The organism is Pseudomonas sp. TWR1-1-4, from assembly GCF_049897165.1.
GTDB lineage: Bacteria > Pseudomonadota > Gammaproteobacteria > Pseudomonadales > Pseudomonadaceae > Aquipseudomonas > Aquipseudomonas canadensis.
Map to the genome: position 1 here is coordinate 358122 of NZ_JAFCVS010000008.1, position 20569 is coordinate 378690.

Genomic DNA, 20569 nt, shown 5'->3' on the forward strand with positions numbered 1-20569 from the left:
TTCAACTCGGAATATTAAGGCCACGGATCACTGCCGGCCGGGCGACGAAACCGTCCAGCGCGCGCAGCACATTAGGGAAGTCGGCGATGCCCACCAGGTCACCGGACTCGTAGAAGCCGATCAGGTTGCGGATCCACGGGAAGGTCGCGATGTCGGCGATGCTGTACTCGTCGCCCATGATCCATGTGCGGCCCAGCAGGCGTTTCTCCAGCACGTCGAGCAAGCGCCGGGATTCGGCGGCGTAGCGGTCACGGGGACGCTTGTCTTCGTAGGCCTTGCCGGCGAATTTATTGAAGAACCCCAACTGGCCAAACATCGGCCCGATGCCGCCCATCTGGAACATCAGCCATTGGATCGTTTCATAGCGGGTGGCCGGATCTTCGGAGAGCAACTGGCTGGTTTTCTCCGCCAGATAGATCAGGATCGCGCCGGACTCGAACAGCGCCAGTGGCGAACCGCCAGGGCCATTGGGGTCGATGATCGCGGGGATCTTGTTGTTGGGATTCAGGGACAGGAACTCGGGCGACAACTGGTCCTGGGTCTCGAAGCTGACTTTGTGGGCTTCATAGGGCAGCCCCAGCTCTTCGAGCATGATCGAGACTTTTACCCCATTGGGCGTCGGCAGCGAGTAAAGCTGCAAGCGTTCGGGGTGCTGCGCGGGCCATTTGCTGTTGATCGGGAAAGCGGCGAGTGGGTTCATCGTAAGTCCCTGTTCAGAAAGTCCCCATCATAGCTATCACTACGGTGCCCTGCATGGGTCATCAATACGCAACAACCGCTGGCTATTATCCCGCATGGGCGAACCAATAGGCCCGAGGGCACTCTTAAGTGCACTCAAACGGTGAATGGAGGCAACACGTTTTATTGACAGGGAACACCGCAGGACGCTGGATGCGTCACTGGGCCGGGCTTGTCCGCCTTAATCCGATGCACTGAAGACTCGACACTAATGATCATCAAGCCTCTGTGCCTTGCGCTGCGCCTGAAACGATATTCATACATCATGTTGCCGCTGCTGCTCGTAGGCGGTGCTATCGGCCTGACCCTGGAGTCGCGCGTCAGCAGCGCCGAGCCGGTGGACGGCGTACAAACCCTGGTGTTCCTGCGCCATGGCGAAAAACCCGCCGGCGGCTTGGGCCAGCTCAACTGCCAGGGCCTCAACCGAGCGATGAACCTGGCCACCCTGCTCCCGGAAAAATTCGGCAAGGCCAACTTCGTGTTCGCCGCCAACCCGACACGGAATGTGGAAGAAGGCGAACTGGACAATTCCTACAGCTACATTCGCCCGTTGATGACCATCACCCCCAGCGCCATCAAATTGGGCCTGCCGGTGAACATCAAGTTTTCGGCGAACGATACCCACGACCTCGCTGACGAGTTGGTGGAGGACAAGTACCACAACTCCATCATCTACACCGCCTGGTCCCACGGCTATCTGCCGGAGCTGATCAACAGGGTGGCGAGCGAAGCGTCGGGCGAAAAGCACACCATCACCGATGACTGGTCCGGCAGCGACTACGACACGCTCTACGTGCTGACCCTGACCTGGCATAACGGCAAGGCCTCGCTGCTGAGCCGCAACTACAAGCAAGGCTTGAACGACGGCGACAAAAGCTGCCCCGAACCGACGCAGGTGAGTGCCGATAGCTGACAGCGTATGATGCGCCGCTATCGACTCACCTGCGGATCATCACCATGCCTGACCTCACGTCCTCCCAACCCAATCGGGGCTGGTCCTTCTGGTGGAAACCTGCGCTGTTCCTGCTGGTTGCCTGCGTCGGCCTTTACTATGTGAAGTGGTCGCCCTACTACCTCAAGGCTTTCGTTGCCGCCGACAACCACAGTATCGGCACCTCGATCCTCAACGATCAACAAAGCGCGCCTTTGGCAGCGGCACTCGCCTACGCCCAGGTGTATTTCCTGGCGATCTGGAAAGCCGCCGTGCTGGCGGTGATCCTCGGCTCGCTCCTGCAAGTGCTGATTCCACGGGATTGGCTGCTGCGTCTGTTTGGACGTGCCGGGCTTGCCTCGACGTTGCGCGGCGGGCTGTTCGCGTTGCCGGGCATGATGTGCAGCTGCTGCGCGGCACCGGTCGCGGCGGGCATGCGCCGCCAGCGGGTATCGGTGGGCGCGGCGTTGGCGTTCTGGATCGCCAACCCGGTACTGAATCCGGCGACCCTGGTGTTCATGGGCTTTGTGCTGGGCTGGGGCTTCACCGCACTCAGGCTGGTGGCGGGCATTGTGCTTGTCGTCGGAGTGTCGCTGGTGGCACAGCGTATTGCCGGTCCGGAGCAGGTACCGGAAGCGGCGCTGGATGCGGTGGCCGAAGCCAGCATTGGCGAGTCGCAGCCGTTCTTGAGTCGTTGGCTGCGCACTTTGTGGCAGCTGTTCTGGAGCACGATTCCGATCTACATCCTGGCGGTATTGATACTGGGCGCGGCGCGGGTCTGGCTGTTTCCCCATGTGGACGGCGCCATGACCAACAGCCTGGTGTGGCTGGTGCCGCTGGCGATTGTCAGCACGTTGTTCGTGATTCCCACCGCCGCAGAGATCCCTATCGTACAAACCATGATGGCCCTGGGCATGGGCACTGGCCCAGCGGTGGCGCTGCTGATGACCTTACCCAGCGTGAGCCTGCCGTCACTGCTGATGCTGCGCAAGGATTTCGATACGCGGGTGCTGGTGACGGTGGCCGGGCTGACAATCCTGGTGGGGGTGGCCTGCGGCTTGATCGGCGCCGCTATCCTTTAGCCTGGGCGCGCTCGCGCAGATACGCCACCACGGCGCCCTGCTCGCCGGCAAACTCGATACGTGCGCCTTTGCTTTCACGTTGGAAGGCGTACATCGGGTCGTAATATTCCCGCAAAAGCCCTTCGATCCAGGCCCGGTGCAGGTCTACGGCGCCGCTGCGGGCCTGTTCTACCAGGGCGTCCTGCAGGATCGCCTGCAACCGCTGGTAACGCTCACCGCCCAGGCGCTTGTGGATATTGGCCAGGCTCTGGGTCAGGCGCTCGGCGAACAACGCCTGGCCGCGCTCGCCAAACACCTCGACGAATTCCGCACACAAGTCCACGACGTAAGCTTGCAGGATCCGTTCGACCCGGCCTGCCACGCTGTCTTCCAACCACACCATCGGGAACGACTGCATACCCTTGTGCAACGGCAGTGGCAACGCGCAACTGCCGATCATGCGGCTTTCGTCCTCGACCACAAACTGCTCGATACCGGCGGCGCGTTTCTTCAGCAGGTCCACCGCCAGGCGGTTTTCGAAATCGATGTTGGACGGCTGCGCCGTGGCGCGCTTGCCGAAGCTGGAACCACGATGGTTGGCGTGGCCTTCCAGGTCCAAGGCATTGCGCAATTGACCGAGCACCTCGGTCTTGCCGGTGCCGGTCATACCGCCCAGCAACACAAAATCACACTGGGCCGCAGCCTGCTCAACGGTCTCCAGCAAAAAGCTGCGCATGGCCTTATAGCCACCGCCCACACGCGGGTACTCGATACCCGCCTCGGTCTTCAGCCACTGCTGCACGATCTGCGACCGCAGCCCTCCACGGAAACAGTAGAGGTAGCCATCGGGGTTGGCCTGGGCGAAACGCGCCCAGTGTTCGATGCGCTCGGCCTTGATTGCGCCGGACACCAGTTCATGTCCGAGCACGATGGCCGCCTGCTGGCCTTGCTGTTTGTAGCAGGTGCCGACCCGCTGGCGCTCGTCATCGGTCATCAGCGGTAGATTGACTACACCTGGAAAGGCGCCTTTGACGAACTCGACCGGCGCACGGGTATCCATCATCGGCCGGTCGTTGAGAAAGATGTCGCGGTAGTCGGTGATATCAGTCGCCATCAAATCACCTCAACCGCGTGGGTCTGTCGCTCGACCAGTTCGCCGATAGGCTTCAGGACCAGGCCCAGTTCAGCCGCCACAGTGTGGAATTCGGCATCGCCCTCGGGCGTGACGGCGATCAACAGGCCGCCGCTGGTCTGCGGGTCGCACAGCACACGCTTATGCAGTTCCTGAAGACGTCCGAGTTTGCTTGAATAGCTGTCGAAGTTGCGCAACGTACCGCCGGGCATGCAGCCCTGATCCAGATAATCTTCGATCCCGGCTAAGCGAGGGACATTGTTGTACTCGATGCGCGCCGTCAGGCCGCTGCCATCGGCCATTTCCACCAAGTGGCCCAACAGCCCGAAACCGGTGACATCGGTCATCGCCGTCACCCCCGCCAACTTGCCGAAACGACTGCCGGGCTTGTTCAGGGTGCACATCCAGTCCCGGGCCAGGCCGATATCTGCTTCGCGCAATTTGCCCTTCTTCTCGGCGGTGGTGAGGATGCCGATGCCCAGAGGCTTGGTCAGGTACAGCCGGCAACCGGCGCTGGCCGTGTCGTTGCGCTTCATATGGCGCTTTTGCACGAGGCCGGTCACTGCCAGCCCGAAGATGGGCTCCGGCGCATCGATCGAGTGGCCACCCGCCAGGGGAATACCGGCTTCGTCGCACACGGAACGGCCGCCACGGATCACCTCGCGGGCAATCTCCGGCGCCAGCACATTCACCGGCCAACCCAGAATGGCGATGGCCATCAACGGATCGCCGCCCATGGCGTAGATGTCACTGATGGCGTTGGTGGCGGCAATCCGGCCGAAATCGAAGGGGTCATCGACAATCGGCATGAAAAAGTCGGTGGTGGAGACCACGCCGCGCTCATCGTCAATGGCGTACACCGCCGCATCGTCGCGTGAAGCATTGCCCACCCACAGCTTGGGGTCGAGGTGCTGTGCGCCGCTACCGGCAAGGATCACCTCCAATACCTGGGGCGATATCTTGCAGCCACACCCCGCGCCGTGACTGTACTGGGTAAGACGAATCGGCTCGTTCATGTAGGACCTCACGCTATCAAGTGCGCGAATTCTAACAGACAGCAAAAGGCCGGCTGGACTCTTGTGAGCACAGCCGGCCTTTTGGTTTCAGCCGTTATTGCCGGGCAGCAAGCAAACGCTTGTGACGATTACGACGGGCAATGTTCAAACATTCGATCGCCGCCGAGAACGCCATGGCCGCATACACGTAGCCTTTAGGCACATGGGCGCCGAAGCCTTCGGCGATCAACGTCATGCCGATCATGATCAGGAAGCCCAGGGCCAACATCACCACGGTCGGGTTGTCGTTGATGAACTTGGCCAGCGGTTCGGCCGCCACCAGCATCACGATCACCGAAGTCACTACGGCAATGATCATGATCGGCAAGTGCTCAGTCATGCCCACAGCGGTGATGATGCTGTCGATGGAGAACACCAGGTCAAGCAACAGGATCTGGCCGATGGCCGCGGCAAAACCGATGGCCACGACGTTGCCGGCGCTGGTTTCCTTCTCTTCCGGCTCCGGGTCCATGCTGTGATGGATCTCGGTGGTTGCCTTCCACACCAGGAACAGACCACCGGCGATCAGGATCATGTCCTTCCACGAAAACGCCTGGCCAAACACTTCGAATACCGGTGCGGTCAACTGCACGATGAACGCGATGGTGCTCAGCAGGCCCAGACGCAACACCAACGCCATGCTGATACCGATGCGTCGTGCCTTGGCCCGATGCTGCTCCGGCAGCTTGTTGGTGAGGATCGAAATGAAGATCAGGTTATCGATGCCCAGCACGATCTCCATGACGATCAAGGTCGCCAGGGCAACCCAGGCGGTGGGGCTGGCGGCCAGTTGTAAAAGGTAATCCATAGGTCAGTCCTGACGTTCTTCGTAAATATAAAGGGCGGGAAATTAGGCTTCTTTGCTGTTCGATTCGCTTTCTTTGTCTTCCTGATCATCCTTGTTCTGCGGGTTGATCAGGCCGTTTGTCGCTTCACTCAATGCCTGCTCGGCCGCCTTGTGCGTGTCATCGATGGCTTGCTTGGCCGATTCGGTGGCCTTGCCCAGCACCTGCTGCGCGCTTTTCTCGACCTGATCGCAGCCGCTGATCACTACCAATGTAAGCGCAAGCAACGATGCCTTGCCCAGGGAATTGAGTTTCATGATGTCTTCCTCGTTAGAACCATTGGGTCCAAATAGTGGCCCCGCGATAGCGAGGCATTCTATGCAGGTGAACAGTTCAGGAAAATTCGTATTTTTCTCGAGTATACTTCGGCTTTTACGAAGTTATGGTCGTCATGCTCAATTACCGACAACTGCACTACTTCTGGGTGGTGGCCAAGACTGGCAGCATCGTGCGTGCGTGTGAGCAGCTTAACCTCACGCCCCAGACCATCAGCGGGCAGATCAGCCTGTTGGAGCAAACCTTTGGTATCGCGCTGTTTCAGCGTGTCGGCCGTCAGTTGGAGTTGACTGAAGCCGGGCGCCAGGCCCTGCCCTACGCCGAGCAGATGTTCCAGACCGGCAATGAATTGGAGGCCATGCTGCGCGCGCAGCCCGATGAACAGCAGATTCTGTTCCGTGTCGGCGTGGCGGATGTGGTGCCCAAATCCATCGTTTACCGACTGATCGCACCGACCATGGAGTTGAGCGAACCGATCCGCATCACCTGCCGCGAAGACAAGCTCGAACGCCTGCTGGCAGACCTGGCCATCCAGCGCCTGGACCTGGTGATTTCTGACAGCCCCATGCCAACGCACCTGGACATCAGGGGCTACAGCCAGAAGTTGGGAGAATGCGGTATCAGCTTTTTCGCCACCCAAGCGCTGGCCGACGCATATGGCGGGGATTTCCCGCAGTGCCTGCACGGCGCGCCGCTATTGATCCCAGGGGCGGAAACCGTGGTCCGCAGCCGTTTGCAGCGCTGGTTCGCCGAACAGCAGATCCAGCCGAAGATCATCGGTGAGTTCGATGACAGCGCCTTGATGCAGGCCTTCGGCCAATCCGGCAGCGGGATTTTTATCGCCCCCAGCGTGATTGCCGATGAGGTGGTGCGCCAGTACGGCGTGGCGCTGATTGGCCAGACTGTGGCGGTGACCGAGTCGTTCTACGCGATCTCGGTGGAACGCAAGGTCAAGCACCCCGGCATCGTGGCGATTACCGAAGGCGCTCGACGGGAGTTGTTTACCACCCTGCCCTGACGGTTCAAGCCTGGGAGGCGACCGGGTGCTTGGCAGTCATCAACCACAACGCCAGCAGGATCGACACCAGGATAAACCCGGACGCAGCAAAGCCCAGGCTGCCCAGCCCGAGGGTGTCGATCACATGGCCACCCACCAGGGCGCCCAGGCCGATGCCCAGGTTGGCCCCGGCGATGTTCAGCGACGCGGCAAATGCCGGCGCATGGGGCGCGGCTTTCATCAAGCGCACATGGCTGACCAGAAACATCGCCGCCTGGGTCACGCCCCACACGGCCATCGCCGCCGCCAGGCCAATGGTGGAATGGATCGCCGGTACCAACGCCACCATGCCCGCAATCATGAAGCCGCAGAACACCATCGACGCGATCAACGGGTGGCGATCCACCGCACGCCCGCCCAACGAATTGCCAATCAGCCCGACCGCACCGAAGCCCATCAGGCACCAGCCCACCAACGTACCGTCGAAACCGGCCAGTCGCTCGAGAATATCCGCCAAATAGGTGTACGCCGTGAACATGCCGCTGAACACCAGGATCGACAGCAGGATATGGCCCTGCATCAGCGGGTTACGCAGGATCTTGAACTGCGAGCGCAGCGTCACTTGATCGTTCTTCGGCTGGGTCACCGGCAGGTAGATAAACAGCAACAAGGCCTTGGCCAATGCCACCACCGCAAGGATGGCAAACGCGCTGCGCCAGCCGAACATATCGGAAATCAGCGTGCCCACCGGAATGCCGAACACCGTGGCGCAGACGATGCCGAAGCCGATCTTCTCAATAGCGCACCCGGCGAATTCGGGGCCGACGATGTCCACCGCCGTTTCGCTGGCCAACGCCCAGAACACCGGCAAACCCAGTGCCGGGATCAGCCGCGCCACTGCCATCACCCAGATATTCGGTGCCAGCGCCGCCACGGTATTGGCCACGCCGAACAGGATCAGAATGCTGATAAACAGCCGCTTGCGTGGGAAACGCGCGCAGTAGGCCGTCAGAAACGGCCCAAAGGCCGCCACGGTAAACGCAAACAAGGTCACCAGCAGCCCGGCTTGGGACACACTCACATTCAGGTCCCGGGCGATGGAGGGCAGCAGGCCGACGATGACGAATTCCGTGGTCAGCACGGTAAAGCCGGCGGCCGACAGCAGCAGGATAGGAAACAACATGAAAACTCCAGAAACGACGACATCAACGACAGCCCGAAGGGCGCGCTGAAGGATAGGAAAGATGAGAGGACGGAATCTTAACAGGGTTTTGCAAAGGCTGGGGCGGGCGGGTGACGCAATGCCGCACCGACGGGGACATTTCCTACAGCATGCTAGACTTCGCGATCCGCGTCCTACAGCCTTTTCTGCCTGTGCCGCCGTGCCTCCAAAAACTAGAGACAAGTGTTTATGACTGCTGCCCCTTCCCTCCTGCAACGACTGGCGCGCGTCAGCCTGGTCACGCAAATCGTCATCGGCCTGATCGCCGGCATCCTGCTGGCCTTACTGTTGCCCGAGGCAGCCAAGGCCACCGGATTCATCGGCAAAGTATTCGTCGCGGCGCTCAAGGCCGTGGCACCGATCCTGGTGTTTGTGCTGGTGATGGCGTCGATCGCCAACCATAAGCACGGCCAGGAAACCCATATAAAACCGATCCTGTTCCTCTACCTGCTGGGCACCTTTGCCGCCGCCGTGGTCGCGGTGATTGCGAGCATGTGGTTCCCCTCCTCGCTAGTGCTGGCAACCCACGACGCAACGGTGACCGCGCCCGGCGGCATCGGTGAAGTGCTGCAAAGCCTGTTGTTGAGCGTGGTGGACAACCCGGTCAGCGCACTGATGAATGCCAACTTCATCGGCATCCTGGCCTGGGCTATCGGCATGGGCGTAGCCATTCGCCATGCCGGCGAGACCACCCGCACCGTGCTCGACGACCTGTCCAATGGCGTCACACTGATCGTGCGGGTGGTGATCCGCTTTGCGCCGCTGGGTATTTTCGGCCTGGTGGCCTCGACCCTGGCCACTTCCGGCTTCGGCGCCCTGCTCGGCTACGCCCACCTGCTGGTGGTGCTGATCGGCTGCATGCTGTTCGTGGCGCTGGTGGTCAACCCGGCCATCGTCTTCTGGAAACTGCGTCGCAATCCTTACCCGTTGGTGCTGTTGTGCCTGCGGGAAAGCGGGATCACCGCGTTCTTCACCCGCAGTTCGGCGGCGAACATCCCGGTCAACCTGGCGTTGAGCAAACGCCTGGGCCTGCATGAAGACACGTACTCGGTGTCGATCCCGCTCGGTGCCACCATCAACATGGCCGGCGCCGCGATCACCATCACCGTGCTGACCCTGGCCGCCGTGCACACCCTGGGCATCGCCGTCGACCTGCCCACCGCCGTGCTGCTCAGCGTGGTCGCGGCCGTCTGCGCCTGCGGAGCTTCCGGCGTGGCGGGCGGTTCGCTGCTGCTGATCCCGCTGGCGTGCAGCCTGTTTGGCATTCCCAGCGAGATTGCCATGCAAGTCGTTGCTGTGGGGTTCATCATCGGGGTGCTGCAGGATTCGGCGGAAACCGCGCTGAATTCGTCCACCGACGTACTGTTCACCGCCGCCGCCTGCCTGGGCAAGGAAGAACAGCCGGCTTGACCGCCGGCCACAAAAAAGCCCGGGGTCGTTCTTCAGTGAACGACCCCGGGCTTTTTTGTGGCCGGATGCTTAGAACGCGCCCATATAATCACGCTTGCCCACTTCTACGCCGTTGTGGCGCAGCAAAGCGTAAGCGGTGGTGACGTGGAAGAAGAACTGCGGCAGGCCGTAGGTCAGCAGGTAGGATTGGCCGCTGAAGCGCTTCTCTTTCGGCGTGCCTGGGCGAGTGACGATCTCGATGCCTTCCTTGCCGTCGATCTGCTCGGGCTTGATGGTGTCGACAAAGGCCAACACCTTGGCGATCAGCGCTTGCAGGTCGGCGAAGGTGACTTCGGTATCTTCGTATTTCGGCACTTCGATCTCAGCCAGGCGTGCGGAAACACCCTTGGCGAAGTCGACGGCGATCTGCACCTGGCGCACCAGTTGGAACATGTCCGGGAACAGACGCGCTTGCAGCAAAGCGTTCGGCTCGATGTTCTTGGCGGTGGCGTGGGCTTCGGCCTTGGTCAACACGCCGCTCAGGGCGGTGAGCATTTGCTTGAAGACAGGAATGGAAGCGGCGTACAGGGAAATAGTCATGGCAGTCTCTGGGTAATGTCACGGTTTGAACCAGCGGCGATTATAGCCATGCCTATCGCTTGTCTTTTATTTTTTCAGGATTAGGCTAAGGGCCTTCACTGCATAGGGAAAGCGCGATGACCGCCGAGCACGACACCGAGACCCCTGAGCCGCGCCTGAACAGCACGGAAATCCGGCTCCTGGGCTGCCTGATCGAAAAACAGGCGACCAACCCGGAAACCTATCCCCTGACCCTCAATGCCCTGGTACTCGCCTGTAACCAGAAGACCAGCCGTGAACCGGTCATGAACCTCAGCCAGGGCCAGGTCGGCCAGAGCCTGCGCACGCTGGAAGGCCAAGGCTTCACCCGCCTGGTGATGGGCAGCCGTGCCGACCGTTGGGAACACCGCGTGGACAAGGCGCTGGAGTTGGTGCCGGCCCAGGTGATCCTGATCGGGCTGCTGTTTTTGCGTGGGCCGCAGACCGTCAATGAGCTGCTGACCCGCAGCGGGCGTATGCATGATTTCGAAGATGCCGAGCAGGTGGTCCATCAGCTGGAACGCCTGATTGCCCGAGGTCTGGCGTTGCTCGTGCCGCGCCAGGCGGGGCAGCGCGAAGACCGGTATACCCATGCACTGGGTGATCCGGCGGATATCGAAGTGATTATGGCCGCGCGGGGAAACCCGGTGGAACGCGGGGCTGTCAGCGGCGTATCGGTCGAGCGCATCGAGGAGCTGGAAGCGCGGATTGCGGCGCTGGAAGAACGGCTGGCTAACCTGTAGGAGCCCGGCTTGCCGGCGATGGTCGTTAACGGTGACGCGGGCATTGTGGATGCATGCGGCGTCTGGGCGTTTTTCGCTGGCAAGCAGCTCCTACAGGAGGAGCGGCGTTTTTGAGTCAGGTTCGGGCGAATGCCACGGCTTTTTCAAACTGTTCGTGCGTCGGTCGCACCCCGGTATAAAGCACAAACTGCTCCAACGCCTGGATCGCGATCACTTCCAGTCCGGTAATCACTCGCTTGCCTTGAGCCCTTCCACGCACAATCAACGGCGTTTCGGCGGGGATCGCCACCACGTCGAACACAGTTTCTGCAGCGTCCACCGCCTCGACGTCAAACGCCAACGCGTCTGCCTCAGCGCCGCCGGTCATGCCGATGGGTGTCACGTTGATCAGCATCTGCGGGCGCAGGTCACCCAACTCGGCCAGCCAGTCATACCCCAGGTTCTGCGCCAGCGCCCGGCCTGCTACTTCATTGCGGGCGACGATCACGCCATTGGCGTAACCACCGTCACGCAAGGCACTGGCCACCGCCTTGGCCATGCCGCCGCTGCCACGCAGGGCGAAGGTCGATTCCTTGGGCACCGCGTGCTTTTTCAGCAACTGTTCGATGGCGATGTAGTCGGTGTTATAGGCCTTGAGGTGCCCGTCGGTGTTGACGATGGTGTTGAGGGAGTCGATGGCTTGAACCGAATCGTCGAGTTCGTCCACTAAGGCAATGGCAGCTTCCTTGAACGGCATGGAAACCCCGCAACCCCGGACGCCCAGCGCGCGGATACCACCGATCGCGCCCGGCAAGTCCTGGCTGCTGAAGGCTTTATAGTAGAAATTCAGACCCAGCTGTTCGTACAGGTGGTTATGAAACCGCAGGCCGAAATTCCCGGGGCGCGCCGACAGAGACATGCACAGTTGGGTGTCCTTGTTGGGGTGCATCTGCATGGGTAACTCCTTTGAGTAAGCAAATGGGTACAGACCTTACACAACCTTTACCTAGCGGCTGTGCTGTTTTTCAGAAATACGTTGTCTTAAAAGTATCCCCGCGACATTACTTGAGTCTATTGATTGCAGACCACAAGCGCTGGGGCTAACCGAGGAATGACCATGATTCGTACAATCCCCAAGATCGCCTTGCTGGTTGGCGCACTCGCGATGGCAGGCCAAGCCTCCGCCCACGGTGGTGGTTGGGGTGGCCCGGCCGTATTGGGTGCTTTAGTCGGTGCAGCCGTCGTGGGCTCCGTGGTTGCCAGCCAGCCGCGTGAGGTCTACGTGCAGCAGCCGGTGTATGTGCAACCGCAGCCGGTATATGCCGCGCCGCCACCGGTCTACTACGCACCGCCACCACCGGTGTATGTGCAGCAACAGGTGTATTACCGCCCGGCACCGGTCTACTACGGCCCACCGCGTGGTTATTATGGTCCACCGCGCGGCTACTACGGCCCTCCTCACGGCTACTACGGCCGCGGCTGGTAACCGAATCGTCTGAAACAGGCCTCGCAGGATTGCGGGGCCTTTTTTCGTGTGAAAAGTCCGGATTCAGGGCGTCAAGGTCGCTCTGAGGACAATGCCCGGCGCGAAATCGCACATCATCGAAGCCAATGTTTACTTGCCCAATCGGGCCTCGCGCTGTCATGTTTGTGTCACAACTTACTTCCACTATCCATCCTGTCCACCCAATAACAACAAGGACGACTGACCATGCCCACGCAAAACCCGCACCGCACCGCTGGCCTGTGTACGTCCAGCAAGGTCTACAGCGCCCTCACCGAACTCAAGCACCTGGAAGGCCACCGCAGCGCCAAATTCCTCGCGCTGCTGGCAGAAAACCTGGTGCGCAAGGGTTTGCTCAGCGAGCAGGAAGTAGTGAACATGCTTGATCAAGTGGTGGACTGACGCCTCACGTCGATGTCGACTATCGAGACGGTTGATTTTTGCTACGCCAGCCTGCCCCGTAAAGTGACCCCCATAGCGATTGGAGGTCCTTATGCCCACTATTCAGATCATGTCCGTCATCGGCAGCGCCGTCCCCGCCCCGCTTCGCAAGCTGGGTTTGCTTGCCTGCTGGTACCTGGTACGCGACGGCGAAGCCATCAGCGGTCCTTTTAAAAGCAGCGTGGAAGCAGCTGCTAGCTTGAAGCTTGAAGCTGCTTTTTAGGGCAATGGCAGCTTGACTCGCGGCTTGCTTTCCACAAACAACGCCCAGCTGGACATGAACAACGCCGCCACCAGCGGCCCGATCACAAAGCCGTTCAAGCCAAACACCGACAAACCGCCCAGGGTCGAGATCAGGATCAGGTAATCCGGCATCTTGGTGTCCTTGCCCACCAGGATCGGACGCAGCACGTTGTCTACCAGGCCGATCACGAATACGCCAAACAGCGCCAGCACCACGCCTTGCCAGATGGCGCCGCTCAACAGGAAGTAGGCAGCCACCGGCCCCCACACAATCCCCGCGCCCACCGCTGGCAACAGCGACAGAAACGCCATCAGTACCGCCCAGAGCAATGCACTGGGAATATCCAGGAACCAGAAGATAAGCCCGCCGAGCGCACCCTGTGTCACGGCCACCAGCACATTGCCCTTGACCGTGGCCCGCACCACACGATTGAACTTGAGCTGCAACCGGCGTTTCTGCGGCTCGGCCAACGGCACCGCCGTGCGCACCTTGCGCACCAGTTCCGGGCCGTCACGCAGCAGGAAATACAGCAGGTACAGCATGATGAAAAAGCTCACCAGGAAATCAAACGTGCCCTGGCCGAAGCTGAACGCCTGGGTGGCAAAGAACTGGCTGCCCTGCATCGCGCTCTTGACGATCTTCTCGCGCAAGCCTTCCAGGTTACCCATGCCGAAACGGTCCAGCAGGTGCTGGAAGTAAGGCGGCAACACATTCTTGAACTGCTCGATATACCCCGCCACGTCCAGCTTGCCGCTTTCGATGTTCTTGTACAGAGTCGCGCCTTCCTGCACCAACAGGGCACTGGTAATGATCACCGGCAGGATCGCGATGATCAGGCAAGCACTCAAGGTGGCCAGGGAAGTGAGGTTGCGGTTCCAGCCAAAACGCTGTTGCAGGCGCCGCTGCATCGGGGCAAAGATGATGCCGAGGATCACCGCCCAGAACACCGCGCCGTAGAACGGCAGCAGTATCCAGATAAACGCGATGGTCACCAGGCCGAGCAATAACAGCAGGGTCTTGAATTGCAGGTTGGTTTGATTCATGTCCGGTCCATGTCAGAAAAGCAACGGGCCCTATGTAGGCCCTGTTGCTTAGTCCGCAACGAAACCTGGGAGTGCCCTCGGTTATTGAACAAGCATAGACCCGCCCACAGCGCGTGGATCGACACCATCGTGCAATGTTCGCTGCCCCTGCCCCGTGATGAGATTGGCGTGCACTTGCAATACTCCATCACGCTCCCACCGGGGCTCTGTCAAACAGAGAGGCCGTCATGCTTTTACACATGTCCACCTGGGCTGAAATCGAGCAATTTCTTGAACGCAGCCGCACCATTGTGATTCCCATCGGCTCCAACGAGCAGCACGGGCCCATTGGCCTGCTAGGCACCGACTGGATGTGTCCGCAGATCATTGCCCACCAGGCACAGGAAACGTCGGATATCCTGATCGCCCCCACCTTCAATATCGGTATGGCCCAGCATCACCTGGGCTTTGCCGGCACCATCACGTTACGCCCGTCGACGTTTATCGCGGCCATTGAGGACTGGGTGCTTTCCCTGGTTGCCCACGGCTTCGAGAAGATCCTCTTCCTCAATGGCCATGGCGGCAACATTGCCTCGATCGAAGCGGCATTTTCGCAACTGTATGCCCGCGCCAGTTTCGCCAGGCAATCCGCCGGGTTCGCCTTGAAACTGAGCAACTGGTGGGACCTGGAAGGCGTTGGCGCACTGGCCAACCGGCAGTTCCCCACCGGCCACGGGATCCACGCCACGCCGTCGGAGATTGCGGTGACTCAATGGGCCTACCCGGACGCGATCAAGTCGGCGACCTATTCGCCGCAAATCGCCAATTCCGGGCCGATTCGCGAGGCCCATGACTTCCGCGCACGCTTCCCGGACGGCCGCATGGGCTCGGACCCGGGCCAAGCGACGCCGAAAAAAGGCGGTGAGCTAGTCAGGCTGGCGGCCGAAAGCCTGGTACGCGAGCTGGAGGCATTCAGCCATGAATCAACTCCGCTCGGCCCGGTCAGCGCCTCGACTAACAACTGCTAACACCGCCTAACTGGTGGCCAACGCGGCCAGGCATCACTCTTGAATCTCATCACCGTCAGCATTCAAGAGGGATGCAACCATGACCGAAGGTTATCGCGGCAATTGCCTGTGCAAGGTGGGCCGTCTCGGCAATGAAAGGCTGTGCACATTGATGGAGCATGTGCTCAACGGTGACCGAGGCGCCGTGTGGCGACTGTGGGACAACGTCACACCGTTGTTGGTGGCTTTTTATGAGGGCCAGGCACAGGCCGGGCGCATTCGCCATGAAAACATCCAATACCTGGTACGTGAAGCCTTCCTGGCCGTGCTGGAAAATGCCGCAGGCTACGACGCTGCCACGCCGTTCCGAGCCTGGTTGCTGGAGATCGCCCGTACGACGCTGTTGGGATATCTGCCGTCCACCAGCGTCACCCCTCTGCTGAATTCGCCATCTATCCAGTGGGCAATTTGACTTTCCCACTGCCGTCGATTCTTCCCAGGAAATGCCCATGCTGAGCATCGAAAAAATTCTGTATTCCGGCCACACCTCTACCACAGGCGGTCGAGAGGGCGCAGGGCGTAGCGTGGATGGCCGGCTGGATATCAAGCTCTCCCCGCCCGGTGCTCCGGGGAGCGGCACCAACCCCGAGCAACTGTTTGCGGTGTGCTGGTCGGCATCGCTCCTGGCCGCGCTGCGCCATGCCTGCAATGCCCGGAAAATCTTGTTTCCAGACACGGCGGCGATTGATGCCCAAGTCGACCTGCTGCACGGCGCACAGGGTTTTTTCTTGCAGGCGCACCTCAGCGTATCGTTGCCCGAGATAGCACCCGAGGTAGCCAGGCAATTGATTGAAGCGGCCCACCAGAACTGCCCCTATTCGAAAGCCACACGCCGCAACATCGACGTCAGCTTCACCCTGAACTGAGGTTCAGTGACTCGATACCTACGTGCAATCGCGGTGCCCTGAGGGGTCTGGTTTGATGCTCCCTGACACAACAATCAGAAACAAGGGGACTTGAGCATGAAAAAACTGACGACAGCCGCCGGCGCACCCGTGGTCGACAACAACCATTCGCAGACCGCCGGCCCCCGCGGCCCCGTGTTGTTGCAGGACGTCTGGCTGCTGGAAAAACTGGCGCACTTCGACCGTGAAGTCATCCCCGAGCGCCGCATGCACGCCAAGGGCTCCGGCGCGTTCGGCCGGTTTACCGTCACCCAAGACATCACCCGGTTCACCAAGGCCGACCTGTTTTCCCACGTGGGTAAGACCACGGATATCTTCGTGCGTTTTTCCACCGTGGCCGGCGAGCGCGGCGCTGCCGATGCCGAGCGGGACATCCGTGGTTTCGCCATCAAGTTCTACACCGAGCAAGGCAACTGGGACCTGGTGGGCAACAACACCCCGGTGTTTTTCCTGCGCGACCCGTTGAAATTTCCCGACCTCAACCACGCCGTCAAACGTGACCCTCGCACCCACATGCGTAGCGCGCGCAACAACTGGGATTTCTGGACCCTGCTGCCCGAAGCCCTGCACCAGGTCACGATTGTGATGAGCGACCGAGGGTTGCCGCAGTCCTATCGACACATGCATGGTTTTGGCAGCCACACCTTCAGCTTTATCAGCCCGGCCAACGAGCGTTTCTGGGTGAAATTCACCTGGAAAACCGCGCAAGGCATCCACAACCTCACCGACGAGCAGGCCAGCCAAGTGGTCGGCGACGACCGTGAAAGCGCCCAGCGCGACCTGTACACCAGCATCGAAGAGGGCCGCTTCCCGCAATGGACGCTCCACGTGCAAATCATGCCGGAGGCGGATGCCGGCACTTATGCGATCAACCCGTTCGACCTGACCAAAGTCTGGCCGCATCAGGACTATCCGCTGATCGAAGTGGGTGTCCTGGAGCTCAATCGCAACCCCGACAACTACTTCGCCGACGTCGAACAAGCCGCGTTCAACCCCGCCAACGTGGTGCCGGGCATCAGCTTTTCGCCGGATAAGATGCTGCAGGCGCGCCTGTTCGCCTATGGCGACGCGCAGCGCTACCGCGTCGGCGTGAACCACCATCAGATCCCGGTGAACGCCCCGCGTTGCCCGGTCAACAGCTACCACCGCGACGGGCAGATGCGCACCGACGGCAATGCCGGCAGCACCCTCGGCTACGAACCCAACAGCCACGCGCAATGGGTGGAGCAACCCGACTTTCGCGAACCACCGCTGGCCCTGGAAGGCAGCGCTGCGCACTGGAACCACCGGGAAGACACGGACTATTTTTCCCAACCCGGCGCACTGTTCCGCTTGATGAGCGCCACCCAGCAACAGGCCTTGTTCGACAACACCGCGCGTTCCATCCAGGGCGCCAGCCCCCAAGCCAAAGCGCGCCATATCCAGCACTGCACGCAAGCCGATCCTACCTATGGCGCGGGTGTTGCCCGCGCCATCGAACTCTTAGGGTGAGCCAGATGGACCATATCGATCACATTATGATTGTCGACGACGATCGTGAGATCCGCGAACTCGTCGGCAATTACCTGAAGAAAAACGGCTTGCGCACCACGGTGGCCTCGGACGGTCGGCAAATGCGCGCCTTGCTCGATGCCACGGCGGTGGACCTGATCGTGCTCGACATCATGATGCCGGGCGACGATGGGCTGGTGCTGTGCCGCGAGCTGCGTGCGGGCAAACACAAAGCCACGCCGATCCTGATGCTGACCGCACGCAACGACGAAACCGACCGCATCATCGGCCTGGAAATGGGCGCCGATGATTACTTGGTCAAACCCTTCGCCGCCCGCGAGCTGCTGGCGCGCATCAACGCCATATTGCGCCGCACTCGCTCACTGCCGCCCAACCTGATCGTCAGCGAAGCCAGCCGCCTGGTGGCCTTCGGCAAATGGCGGCTGGACACCACCGCACGCCACCTGATGGACGCCCAGGGCACCATCGTCAACCTGAGCGGCGGCGAATACCGCCTGTTGCGGGTCTTTGTCGACCACCCCCAGCGTGTACTGAGCCGCGATCAATTGCTCAATCTCACCCAGGGCCGCGATGCCGACCTGTTCGACCGCTCCATCGACTTGCTGGTCAGCCGCCTGCGCCAGCGCCTGCTGGATGACGCGCGCGACCCGGCCTACGTCAAGACAGTGCGCAGCGAAGGCTATGTGTTCACCTACCCGGTGGAAATCCTGGGAGAAGCCTCGTGAAACGGCTGCGCTGGCCGCGCTCCCTGGCCTCGCGCCTGACGCTGATCTTTCTGACCAGCCTGGTGATCGCCCACGGGCTTTCCTTCGGGCTGCAGTTTTATGAGCGTTACCAAAGCGCCATGTCGCTGATGCTGGGCAATTTCGAACAGGACATCAGCACCTCGGTGGCCATGCTCGAACGCCTGCCCGCAGAAGAGCGTCAAGCCTGGCTGCCTCGCTTCGAACATGCCACCTATCGCTACCAACTGGATGAAGGCCAGCCTGGCCAGCCGATGGACATGACCACCGCGCCCGCCTCGGTGCACTCGATGGTGGCCACCCTGGGCCAGGACTACAGCCTGACCTTCAATACCATCCCCGACAAACGCCCGCATTATCAGGCGCACTTGCGCCTGCGCGATGGCACGCCGCTGACCATTGATGTGCGCCCACAAGTCTCACCGCTGTCGCCCTGGCTGCCGCTGTTACTGGGGGTGCAGCTGTTGCTGCTGCTCGGCTGCACCCTGCTGGCCGTGCGCACCGCGATTGAGCCGCTGACACGCCTGGCCAATGCGGTCGACCGCCTGGACCCCAACGGCGGCGGCGCGCGCCTGGATGAGAACGGCCCCACCGAGGTGGCCTACGCGGCCGTGGCCTTCAATACCCTGCAGGAACGCATCGCCACCCACATCAAGGAACGCATGCAACTGCTCGCGGCTATTTCCCACGACCTGCAAACCCCGATCACGCGTATGAAACTGCGTGCCGAGCTCATGGAGGAGTCGGTGGAGCGGGAAAAACTCTGGAATGACCTCAGTGAAATGCAGCACCTGGTCCAGGAAGGCCTGGCCTATGCACGCAGCATGGACGGCACCATCGAGGCCAGTCGCCGGGTCGACCTGCATTCGTTTCTCGACAGCCTGGTGTTCGACTATCAGGACGTCGGCAAACAGGTGGTGCTCACCGCGCCCACCAGCACCGTGATCGACACCCGCCCCCACGCACTGCGTCGGGTGCTGGTGAACCTGGTGGACAACGCGTTGAAGTTCGGCAGCGACGTCACGGTCAACGTCGAGCACCACGCCGATGCGCATCTGTCGATCCAGATCCTTGACCGTGGCCCCGGCATTCCCGAGGCGCAACTGCCCGACGTGGTCAAGCCGTTCTATCGCGTCGAAAGCTCACGCAACCGCACCACCGGCGGCACCGGGCTGGGCCTGGCCATTGCGCAGCAGCTGGCGCACACCCTGCAAGGCGGCCTGACCCTTTACAACCGCGAGGGCGGCGGGTTGTGCGCGCAGTTGCTGCTGCCTCGCTGCCAGTCACCCATGCCGTCAGTCGCGGACCAGAAAGTCGCGCGGTGAAACGCCGATCGCGCGGCGAAACATCGCACTGAAGGCACTGGCGCTCACATACCCGAGGTCCTGGGCGATCCGGCCGATGGGCTCGCCATTCTCCAGCCGTTCCAGGGCACAGGCCAGGCGCACCTGCTGCACCCACTGGCGGTAGGTCAGGCCGGTTTCCTTGAGAAACAAGCGGATCAGCGTGCGTGAACTGGCGCCGACCTGGTCAGCCCAATACGCCACCGTGTGGGTTTGCCCAGGTGTTTCAAGTATCGCGCGGCACACCATCAGCAGTCGGCGGTCGAGCGGCCACGGGATCTGCAACGGCAAGGTGCGCGCGGCGGCCAGCTCGCTGAGGATCAGCGCCACCACGTGACTATTGCGGCCTTCAAGTTCGTACTCGATCGGCTCATTGGCCAGCACCAGAATCAGCTCACGCAACAGCAGCGATACATCGACGATCCGGCACCGGTCACCGAAACCGGCGGCCGCGTCGGCCTGGATATAGATCGAGCGCATCTGCACCGGCGTCAGCATCAGTTGATCGTGTTCTTCTTCGGCGGGAATCCACAGTGCCCGTTTGGGTGGCAAGAACCACAGGCTGCCCTGGGCAACGGCGCGCATCACCCCACTGACCGCATACAGCAACTGGCCGTGGCGATGGGTGTGCGGCGCGTTATAGGCACCGGCCGCCTGGTTGCGCACAAGGGCCATGAGCACACGGGGCACGTCCTGGTAATCCAGGTAGTCCTCGCTGCGTCCGTTCATTTCGACGGGTTTACCGACGGCGCGGGCATCTTGCTTCATGGTGGGCTCATCGCATTGTCACTTTGTCGATATA

24 protein-coding genes are annotated in these 20569 nt (G+C 61.1%); 14 read left to right on the forward strand and 10 right to left on the reverse strand.

Features of this window, described 5'->3' with window-relative positions:
• Position 1: 1 nt before the first annotated feature.
• Entirely contained in the window at positions 2–700 is a 699-nt protein-coding gene (locus ACP7C6_RS26170) for a glutathione S-transferase N-terminal domain-containing protein (protein ID WP_028619592.1), read from the reverse strand.
• 249 nt (positions 701–949) lie between these two features.
• Here ACP7C6_RS26170 and ACP7C6_RS26175 point away from each other — a divergent pair, with 249 nt between their 5' ends.
• Positions 950–1651, forward strand: coding sequence for a hypothetical protein (locus tag ACP7C6_RS26175; protein ID WP_028619591.1), 702 nt, complete (start codon positions 950–952; stop codon positions 1649–1651).
• 44 nt (positions 1652–1695) lie between these two features.
• Positions 1696–2751 carry a permease gene (locus tag ACP7C6_RS26180; RefSeq protein WP_426109439.1) on the forward strand — a complete coding sequence of 352 codons (1056 nt, stop codon included), beginning with the start codon at positions 1696–1698 and terminating at the stop codon, positions 2749–2751.
• On the opposite strand, the gene mnmH is transcribed toward ACP7C6_RS26180, so the two are convergent.
• The 4 genes from mnmH to ACP7C6_RS26200 all read right to left on the reverse strand — a co-directional run bounded on the left by mnmH (position 2741) and on the right by ACP7C6_RS26200 (position 6019).
• Positions 2741–3844: a tRNA 2-selenouridine(34) synthase MnmH gene (gene mnmH, locus ACP7C6_RS26185; RefSeq protein WP_323990008.1), complete on the reverse strand. Its 1104-nt coding sequence runs from the start codon at positions 3842–3844 to the stop codon at positions 2741–2743. The two genes, ACP7C6_RS26180 and mnmH, sit on opposite strands and share 11 nt — an antisense overlap.
• Positions 3844–4878 (reverse strand): selenide, water dikinase SelD, encoded by a 1035-nt coding sequence (gene selD, locus ACP7C6_RS26190; protein ID WP_028619588.1) that lies wholly within the window; start codon positions 4876–4878, stop codon positions 3844–3846. The genes mnmH and selD overlap by 1 nt, the downstream gene beginning before the upstream one ends.
• A gap of 94 nt (positions 4879–4972) precedes the next feature.
• On the reverse strand, positions 4973–5725 hold the full coding sequence (locus ACP7C6_RS26195; RefSeq protein WP_010211333.1) for a TerC family protein: 753 nt from the start codon (positions 5723–5725) through the stop codon (positions 4973–4975).
• A 42-nt stretch (positions 5726–5767) separates the two neighbouring features.
• On the reverse strand, positions 5768–6019 hold the full coding sequence (locus ACP7C6_RS26200) for a hypothetical protein (protein ID WP_028619587.1): 252 nt from the start codon (positions 6017–6019) through the stop codon (positions 5768–5770).
• Between the two features lie 134 nt (positions 6020–6153).
• Between ACP7C6_RS26200 and nhaR the strand changes: the two genes are divergently transcribed.
• Positions 6154–7056: a transcriptional activator NhaR gene (gene nhaR, locus ACP7C6_RS26205; RefSeq protein WP_028619586.1), complete on the forward strand. Its 903-nt coding sequence runs from the start codon at positions 6154–6156 to the stop codon at positions 7054–7056.
• Between the two features lie 4 nt (positions 7057–7060).
• Here the strand turns inward: nhaR and ACP7C6_RS26210 are convergent, their stop codons facing one another.
• Positions 7061–8218 (reverse strand): MFS transporter, encoded by a 1158-nt coding sequence (locus ACP7C6_RS26210; protein ID WP_426109440.1) that lies wholly within the window; start codon positions 8216–8218, stop codon positions 7061–7063.
• A 228-nt stretch (positions 8219–8446) separates the two neighbouring features.
• Between ACP7C6_RS26210 and sstT the strand changes: the two genes are divergently transcribed.
• A complete protein-coding gene (sstT, locus tag ACP7C6_RS26215; protein WP_028619584.1) occupies positions 8447–9667 on the forward strand; it encodes a serine/threonine transporter SstT in 1221 nt (406 codons plus the stop codon).
• A gap of 69 nt (positions 9668–9736) precedes the next feature.
• Here the strand turns inward: sstT and ACP7C6_RS26220 are convergent, their stop codons facing one another.
• Complete coding sequence (locus ACP7C6_RS26220) at positions 9737–10246, reverse strand: DUF1993 domain-containing protein (protein ID WP_028619583.1); 510 nt, start codon at positions 10244–10246, stop codon at positions 9737–9739.
• A 116-nt stretch (positions 10247–10362) separates the two neighbouring features.
• On the opposite strand from ACP7C6_RS26220, the gene ACP7C6_RS26225 reads away from it, so the two are divergent.
• Positions 10363–11007 carry a YceH family protein gene (locus tag ACP7C6_RS26225; RefSeq protein ID WP_122724228.1) on the forward strand — a complete coding sequence of 215 codons (645 nt, stop codon included), beginning with the start codon at positions 10363–10365 and terminating at the stop codon, positions 11005–11007.
• 115 nt (positions 11008–11122) lie between these two features.
• Here the strand turns inward: ACP7C6_RS26225 and ACP7C6_RS26230 are convergent, their stop codons facing one another.
• Positions 11123–11941 carry a shikimate 5-dehydrogenase gene (locus ACP7C6_RS26230; RefSeq protein WP_068931764.1) on the reverse strand — a complete coding sequence of 273 codons (819 nt, stop codon included), beginning with the start codon at positions 11939–11941 and terminating at the stop codon, positions 11123–11125.
• A gap of 156 nt (positions 11942–12097) precedes the next feature.
• On the opposite strand from ACP7C6_RS26230, the gene ACP7C6_RS26235 reads away from it, so the two are divergent.
• The 3 genes from ACP7C6_RS26235 (at position 12098) to ACP7C6_RS26245 (ending at position 13154) form a co-directional block, all read left to right on the forward strand.
• Positions 12098–12472, forward strand: coding sequence for a hypothetical protein (locus ACP7C6_RS26235; RefSeq protein ID WP_016980060.1), 375 nt, complete (start codon positions 12098–12100; stop codon positions 12470–12472).
• A 225-nt stretch (positions 12473–12697) separates the two neighbouring features.
• Complete coding sequence (locus tag ACP7C6_RS26240; RefSeq protein ID WP_010211349.1) at positions 12698–12892, forward strand: hypothetical protein; 195 nt, start codon at positions 12698–12700, stop codon at positions 12890–12892.
• A gap of 91 nt (positions 12893–12983) precedes the next feature.
• Positions 12984–13154, forward strand: a complete 171-nt coding sequence (locus tag ACP7C6_RS26245; RefSeq protein WP_233895140.1) for a hypothetical protein — start codon at positions 12984–12986, stop codon at positions 13152–13154.
• Here ACP7C6_RS26245 and ACP7C6_RS26250 read toward each other — a convergent pair.
• Positions 13151–14218, reverse strand: coding sequence for an AI-2E family transporter (locus ACP7C6_RS26250; RefSeq protein WP_010211353.1), 1068 nt, complete (start codon positions 14216–14218; stop codon positions 13151–13153). The two genes, ACP7C6_RS26245 and ACP7C6_RS26250, sit on opposite strands and share 4 nt — an antisense overlap.
• Positions 14219–14445: 227 nt before the next feature.
• Between ACP7C6_RS26250 and ACP7C6_RS26255 the strand changes: the two genes are divergently transcribed.
• The 6 genes from ACP7C6_RS26255 (at position 14446) to ACP7C6_RS26280 (ending at position 19749) form a co-directional block, all read left to right on the forward strand.
• On the forward strand, positions 14446–15225 hold the full coding sequence (locus ACP7C6_RS26255; RefSeq protein ID WP_099494540.1) for a creatininase family protein: 780 nt from the start codon (positions 14446–14448) through the stop codon (positions 15223–15225).
• A gap of 79 nt (positions 15226–15304) precedes the next feature.
• Positions 15305–15676 (forward strand): RNA polymerase sigma factor, encoded by a 372-nt coding sequence (locus tag ACP7C6_RS26260; RefSeq protein WP_099494538.1) that lies wholly within the window; start codon positions 15305–15307, stop codon positions 15674–15676.
• Between the two features lie 37 nt (positions 15677–15713).
• On the forward strand, positions 15714–16130 hold the full coding sequence (locus ACP7C6_RS26265) for an Ohr family peroxiredoxin (protein WP_426109441.1): 417 nt from the start codon (positions 15714–15716) through the stop codon (positions 16128–16130).
• Between the two features lie 96 nt (positions 16131–16226).
• A complete protein-coding gene (locus ACP7C6_RS26270) occupies positions 16227–17660 on the forward strand; it encodes a catalase (protein WP_214498436.1) in 1434 nt (477 codons plus the stop codon).
• A gap of 5 nt (positions 17661–17665) precedes the next feature.
• Complete coding sequence (locus ACP7C6_RS26275) at positions 17666–18406, forward strand: response regulator (protein ID WP_099494558.1); 741 nt, start codon at positions 17666–17668, stop codon at positions 18404–18406.
• Complete coding sequence (locus tag ACP7C6_RS26280; protein WP_426109442.1) at positions 18403–19749, forward strand: sensor histidine kinase; 1347 nt, start codon at positions 18403–18405, stop codon at positions 19747–19749. Before ACP7C6_RS26275 ends, ACP7C6_RS26280 begins: the two co-directional genes overlap by 4 nt.
• On the opposite strand, the gene ACP7C6_RS26285 is transcribed toward ACP7C6_RS26280, so the two are convergent.
• Positions 19720–20535: an AraC family transcriptional regulator gene (locus ACP7C6_RS26285; RefSeq protein WP_100491101.1), complete on the reverse strand. Its 816-nt coding sequence runs from the start codon at positions 20533–20535 to the stop codon at positions 19720–19722. The two genes, ACP7C6_RS26280 and ACP7C6_RS26285, sit on opposite strands and share 30 nt — an antisense overlap.
• Positions 20536–20569 lie beyond the last annotated feature (34 nt).

What these genes read in the sequence shown, in the direction of transcription:
- ACP7C6_RS26170 (WP_028619592.1), bottom strand. Translation starts at nt 700, where the DNA reads ATGAACCCACTCGCCGCTTTCCCGATCAACAGCAAATGGCCCGCGCAG.
- ACP7C6_RS26175 (WP_028619591.1), top strand. Translation starts at nt 950, where the DNA reads ATGATCATCAAGCCTCTGTGCCTTGCGCTGCGCCTGAAACGATATTCA.
- ACP7C6_RS26180 (WP_426109439.1), top strand. Translation starts at nt 1,696, where the DNA reads ATGCCTGACCTCACGTCCTCCCAACCCAATCGGGGCTGGTCCTTCTGG.
- mnmH (WP_323990008.1), bottom strand. Translation starts at nt 3,844, where the DNA reads ATGGCGACTGATATCACCGACTACCGCGACATCTTTCTCAACGACCGG.
- selD (WP_028619588.1), bottom strand. Translation starts at nt 4,878, where the DNA reads ATGAACGAGCCGATTCGTCTTACCCAGTACAGTCACGGCGCGGGGTGT.
- ACP7C6_RS26195 (WP_010211333.1), bottom strand. Translation starts at nt 5,725, where the DNA reads ATGGATTACCTTTTACAACTGGCCGCCAGCCCCACCGCCTGGGTTGCC.
- ACP7C6_RS26200 (WP_028619587.1), bottom strand. Translation starts at nt 6,019, where the DNA reads ATGAAACTCAATTCCCTGGGCAAGGCATCGTTGCTTGCGCTTACATTG.
- nhaR (WP_028619586.1), top strand. Translation starts at nt 6,154, where the DNA reads ATGCTCAATTACCGACAACTGCACTACTTCTGGGTGGTGGCCAAGACT.
- ACP7C6_RS26210 (WP_426109440.1), bottom strand. Translation starts at nt 8,218, where the DNA reads ATGTTGTTTCCTATCCTGCTGCTGTCGGCCGCCGGCTTTACCGTGCTG.
- sstT (WP_028619584.1), top strand. Translation starts at nt 8,447, where the DNA reads ATGACTGCTGCCCCTTCCCTCCTGCAACGACTGGCGCGCGTCAGCCTG.
- ACP7C6_RS26220 (WP_028619583.1), bottom strand. Translation starts at nt 10,246, where the DNA reads ATGACTATTTCCCTGTACGCCGCTTCCATTCCTGTCTTCAAGCAAATG.
- ACP7C6_RS26225 (WP_122724228.1), top strand. Translation starts at nt 10,363, where the DNA reads ATGACCGCCGAGCACGACACCGAGACCCCTGAGCCGCGCCTGAACAGC.
- ACP7C6_RS26230 (WP_068931764.1), bottom strand. Translation starts at nt 11,941, where the DNA reads ATGCAGATGCACCCCAACAAGGACACCCAACTGTGCATGTCTCTGTCG.
- ACP7C6_RS26235 (WP_016980060.1), top strand. Translation starts at nt 12,098, where the DNA reads ATGACCATGATTCGTACAATCCCCAAGATCGCCTTGCTGGTTGGCGCA.
- ACP7C6_RS26240 (WP_010211349.1), top strand. Translation starts at nt 12,698, where the DNA reads ATGCCCACGCAAAACCCGCACCGCACCGCTGGCCTGTGTACGTCCAGC.
- ACP7C6_RS26245 (WP_233895140.1), top strand. Translation starts at nt 12,984, where the DNA reads ATGCCCACTATTCAGATCATGTCCGTCATCGGCAGCGCCGTCCCCGCC.
- ACP7C6_RS26250 (WP_010211353.1), bottom strand. Translation starts at nt 14,218, where the DNA reads ATGAATCAAACCAACCTGCAATTCAAGACCCTGCTGTTATTGCTCGGC.
- ACP7C6_RS26255 (WP_099494540.1), top strand. Translation starts at nt 14,446, where the DNA reads ATGCTTTTACACATGTCCACCTGGGCTGAAATCGAGCAATTTCTTGAA.
- ACP7C6_RS26260 (WP_099494538.1), top strand. Translation starts at nt 15,305, where the DNA reads ATGACCGAAGGTTATCGCGGCAATTGCCTGTGCAAGGTGGGCCGTCTC.
- ACP7C6_RS26265 (WP_426109441.1), top strand. Translation starts at nt 15,714, where the DNA reads ATGCTGAGCATCGAAAAAATTCTGTATTCCGGCCACACCTCTACCACA.
- ACP7C6_RS26270 (WP_214498436.1), top strand. Translation starts at nt 16,227, where the DNA reads ATGAAAAAACTGACGACAGCCGCCGGCGCACCCGTGGTCGACAACAAC.
- ACP7C6_RS26275 (WP_099494558.1), top strand. Translation starts at nt 17,666, where the DNA reads ATGGACCATATCGATCACATTATGATTGTCGACGACGATCGTGAGATC.
- ACP7C6_RS26285 (WP_100491101.1), bottom strand. Translation starts at nt 20,535, where the DNA reads ATGAAGCAAGATGCCCGCGCCGTCGGTAAACCCGTCGAAATGAACGGA.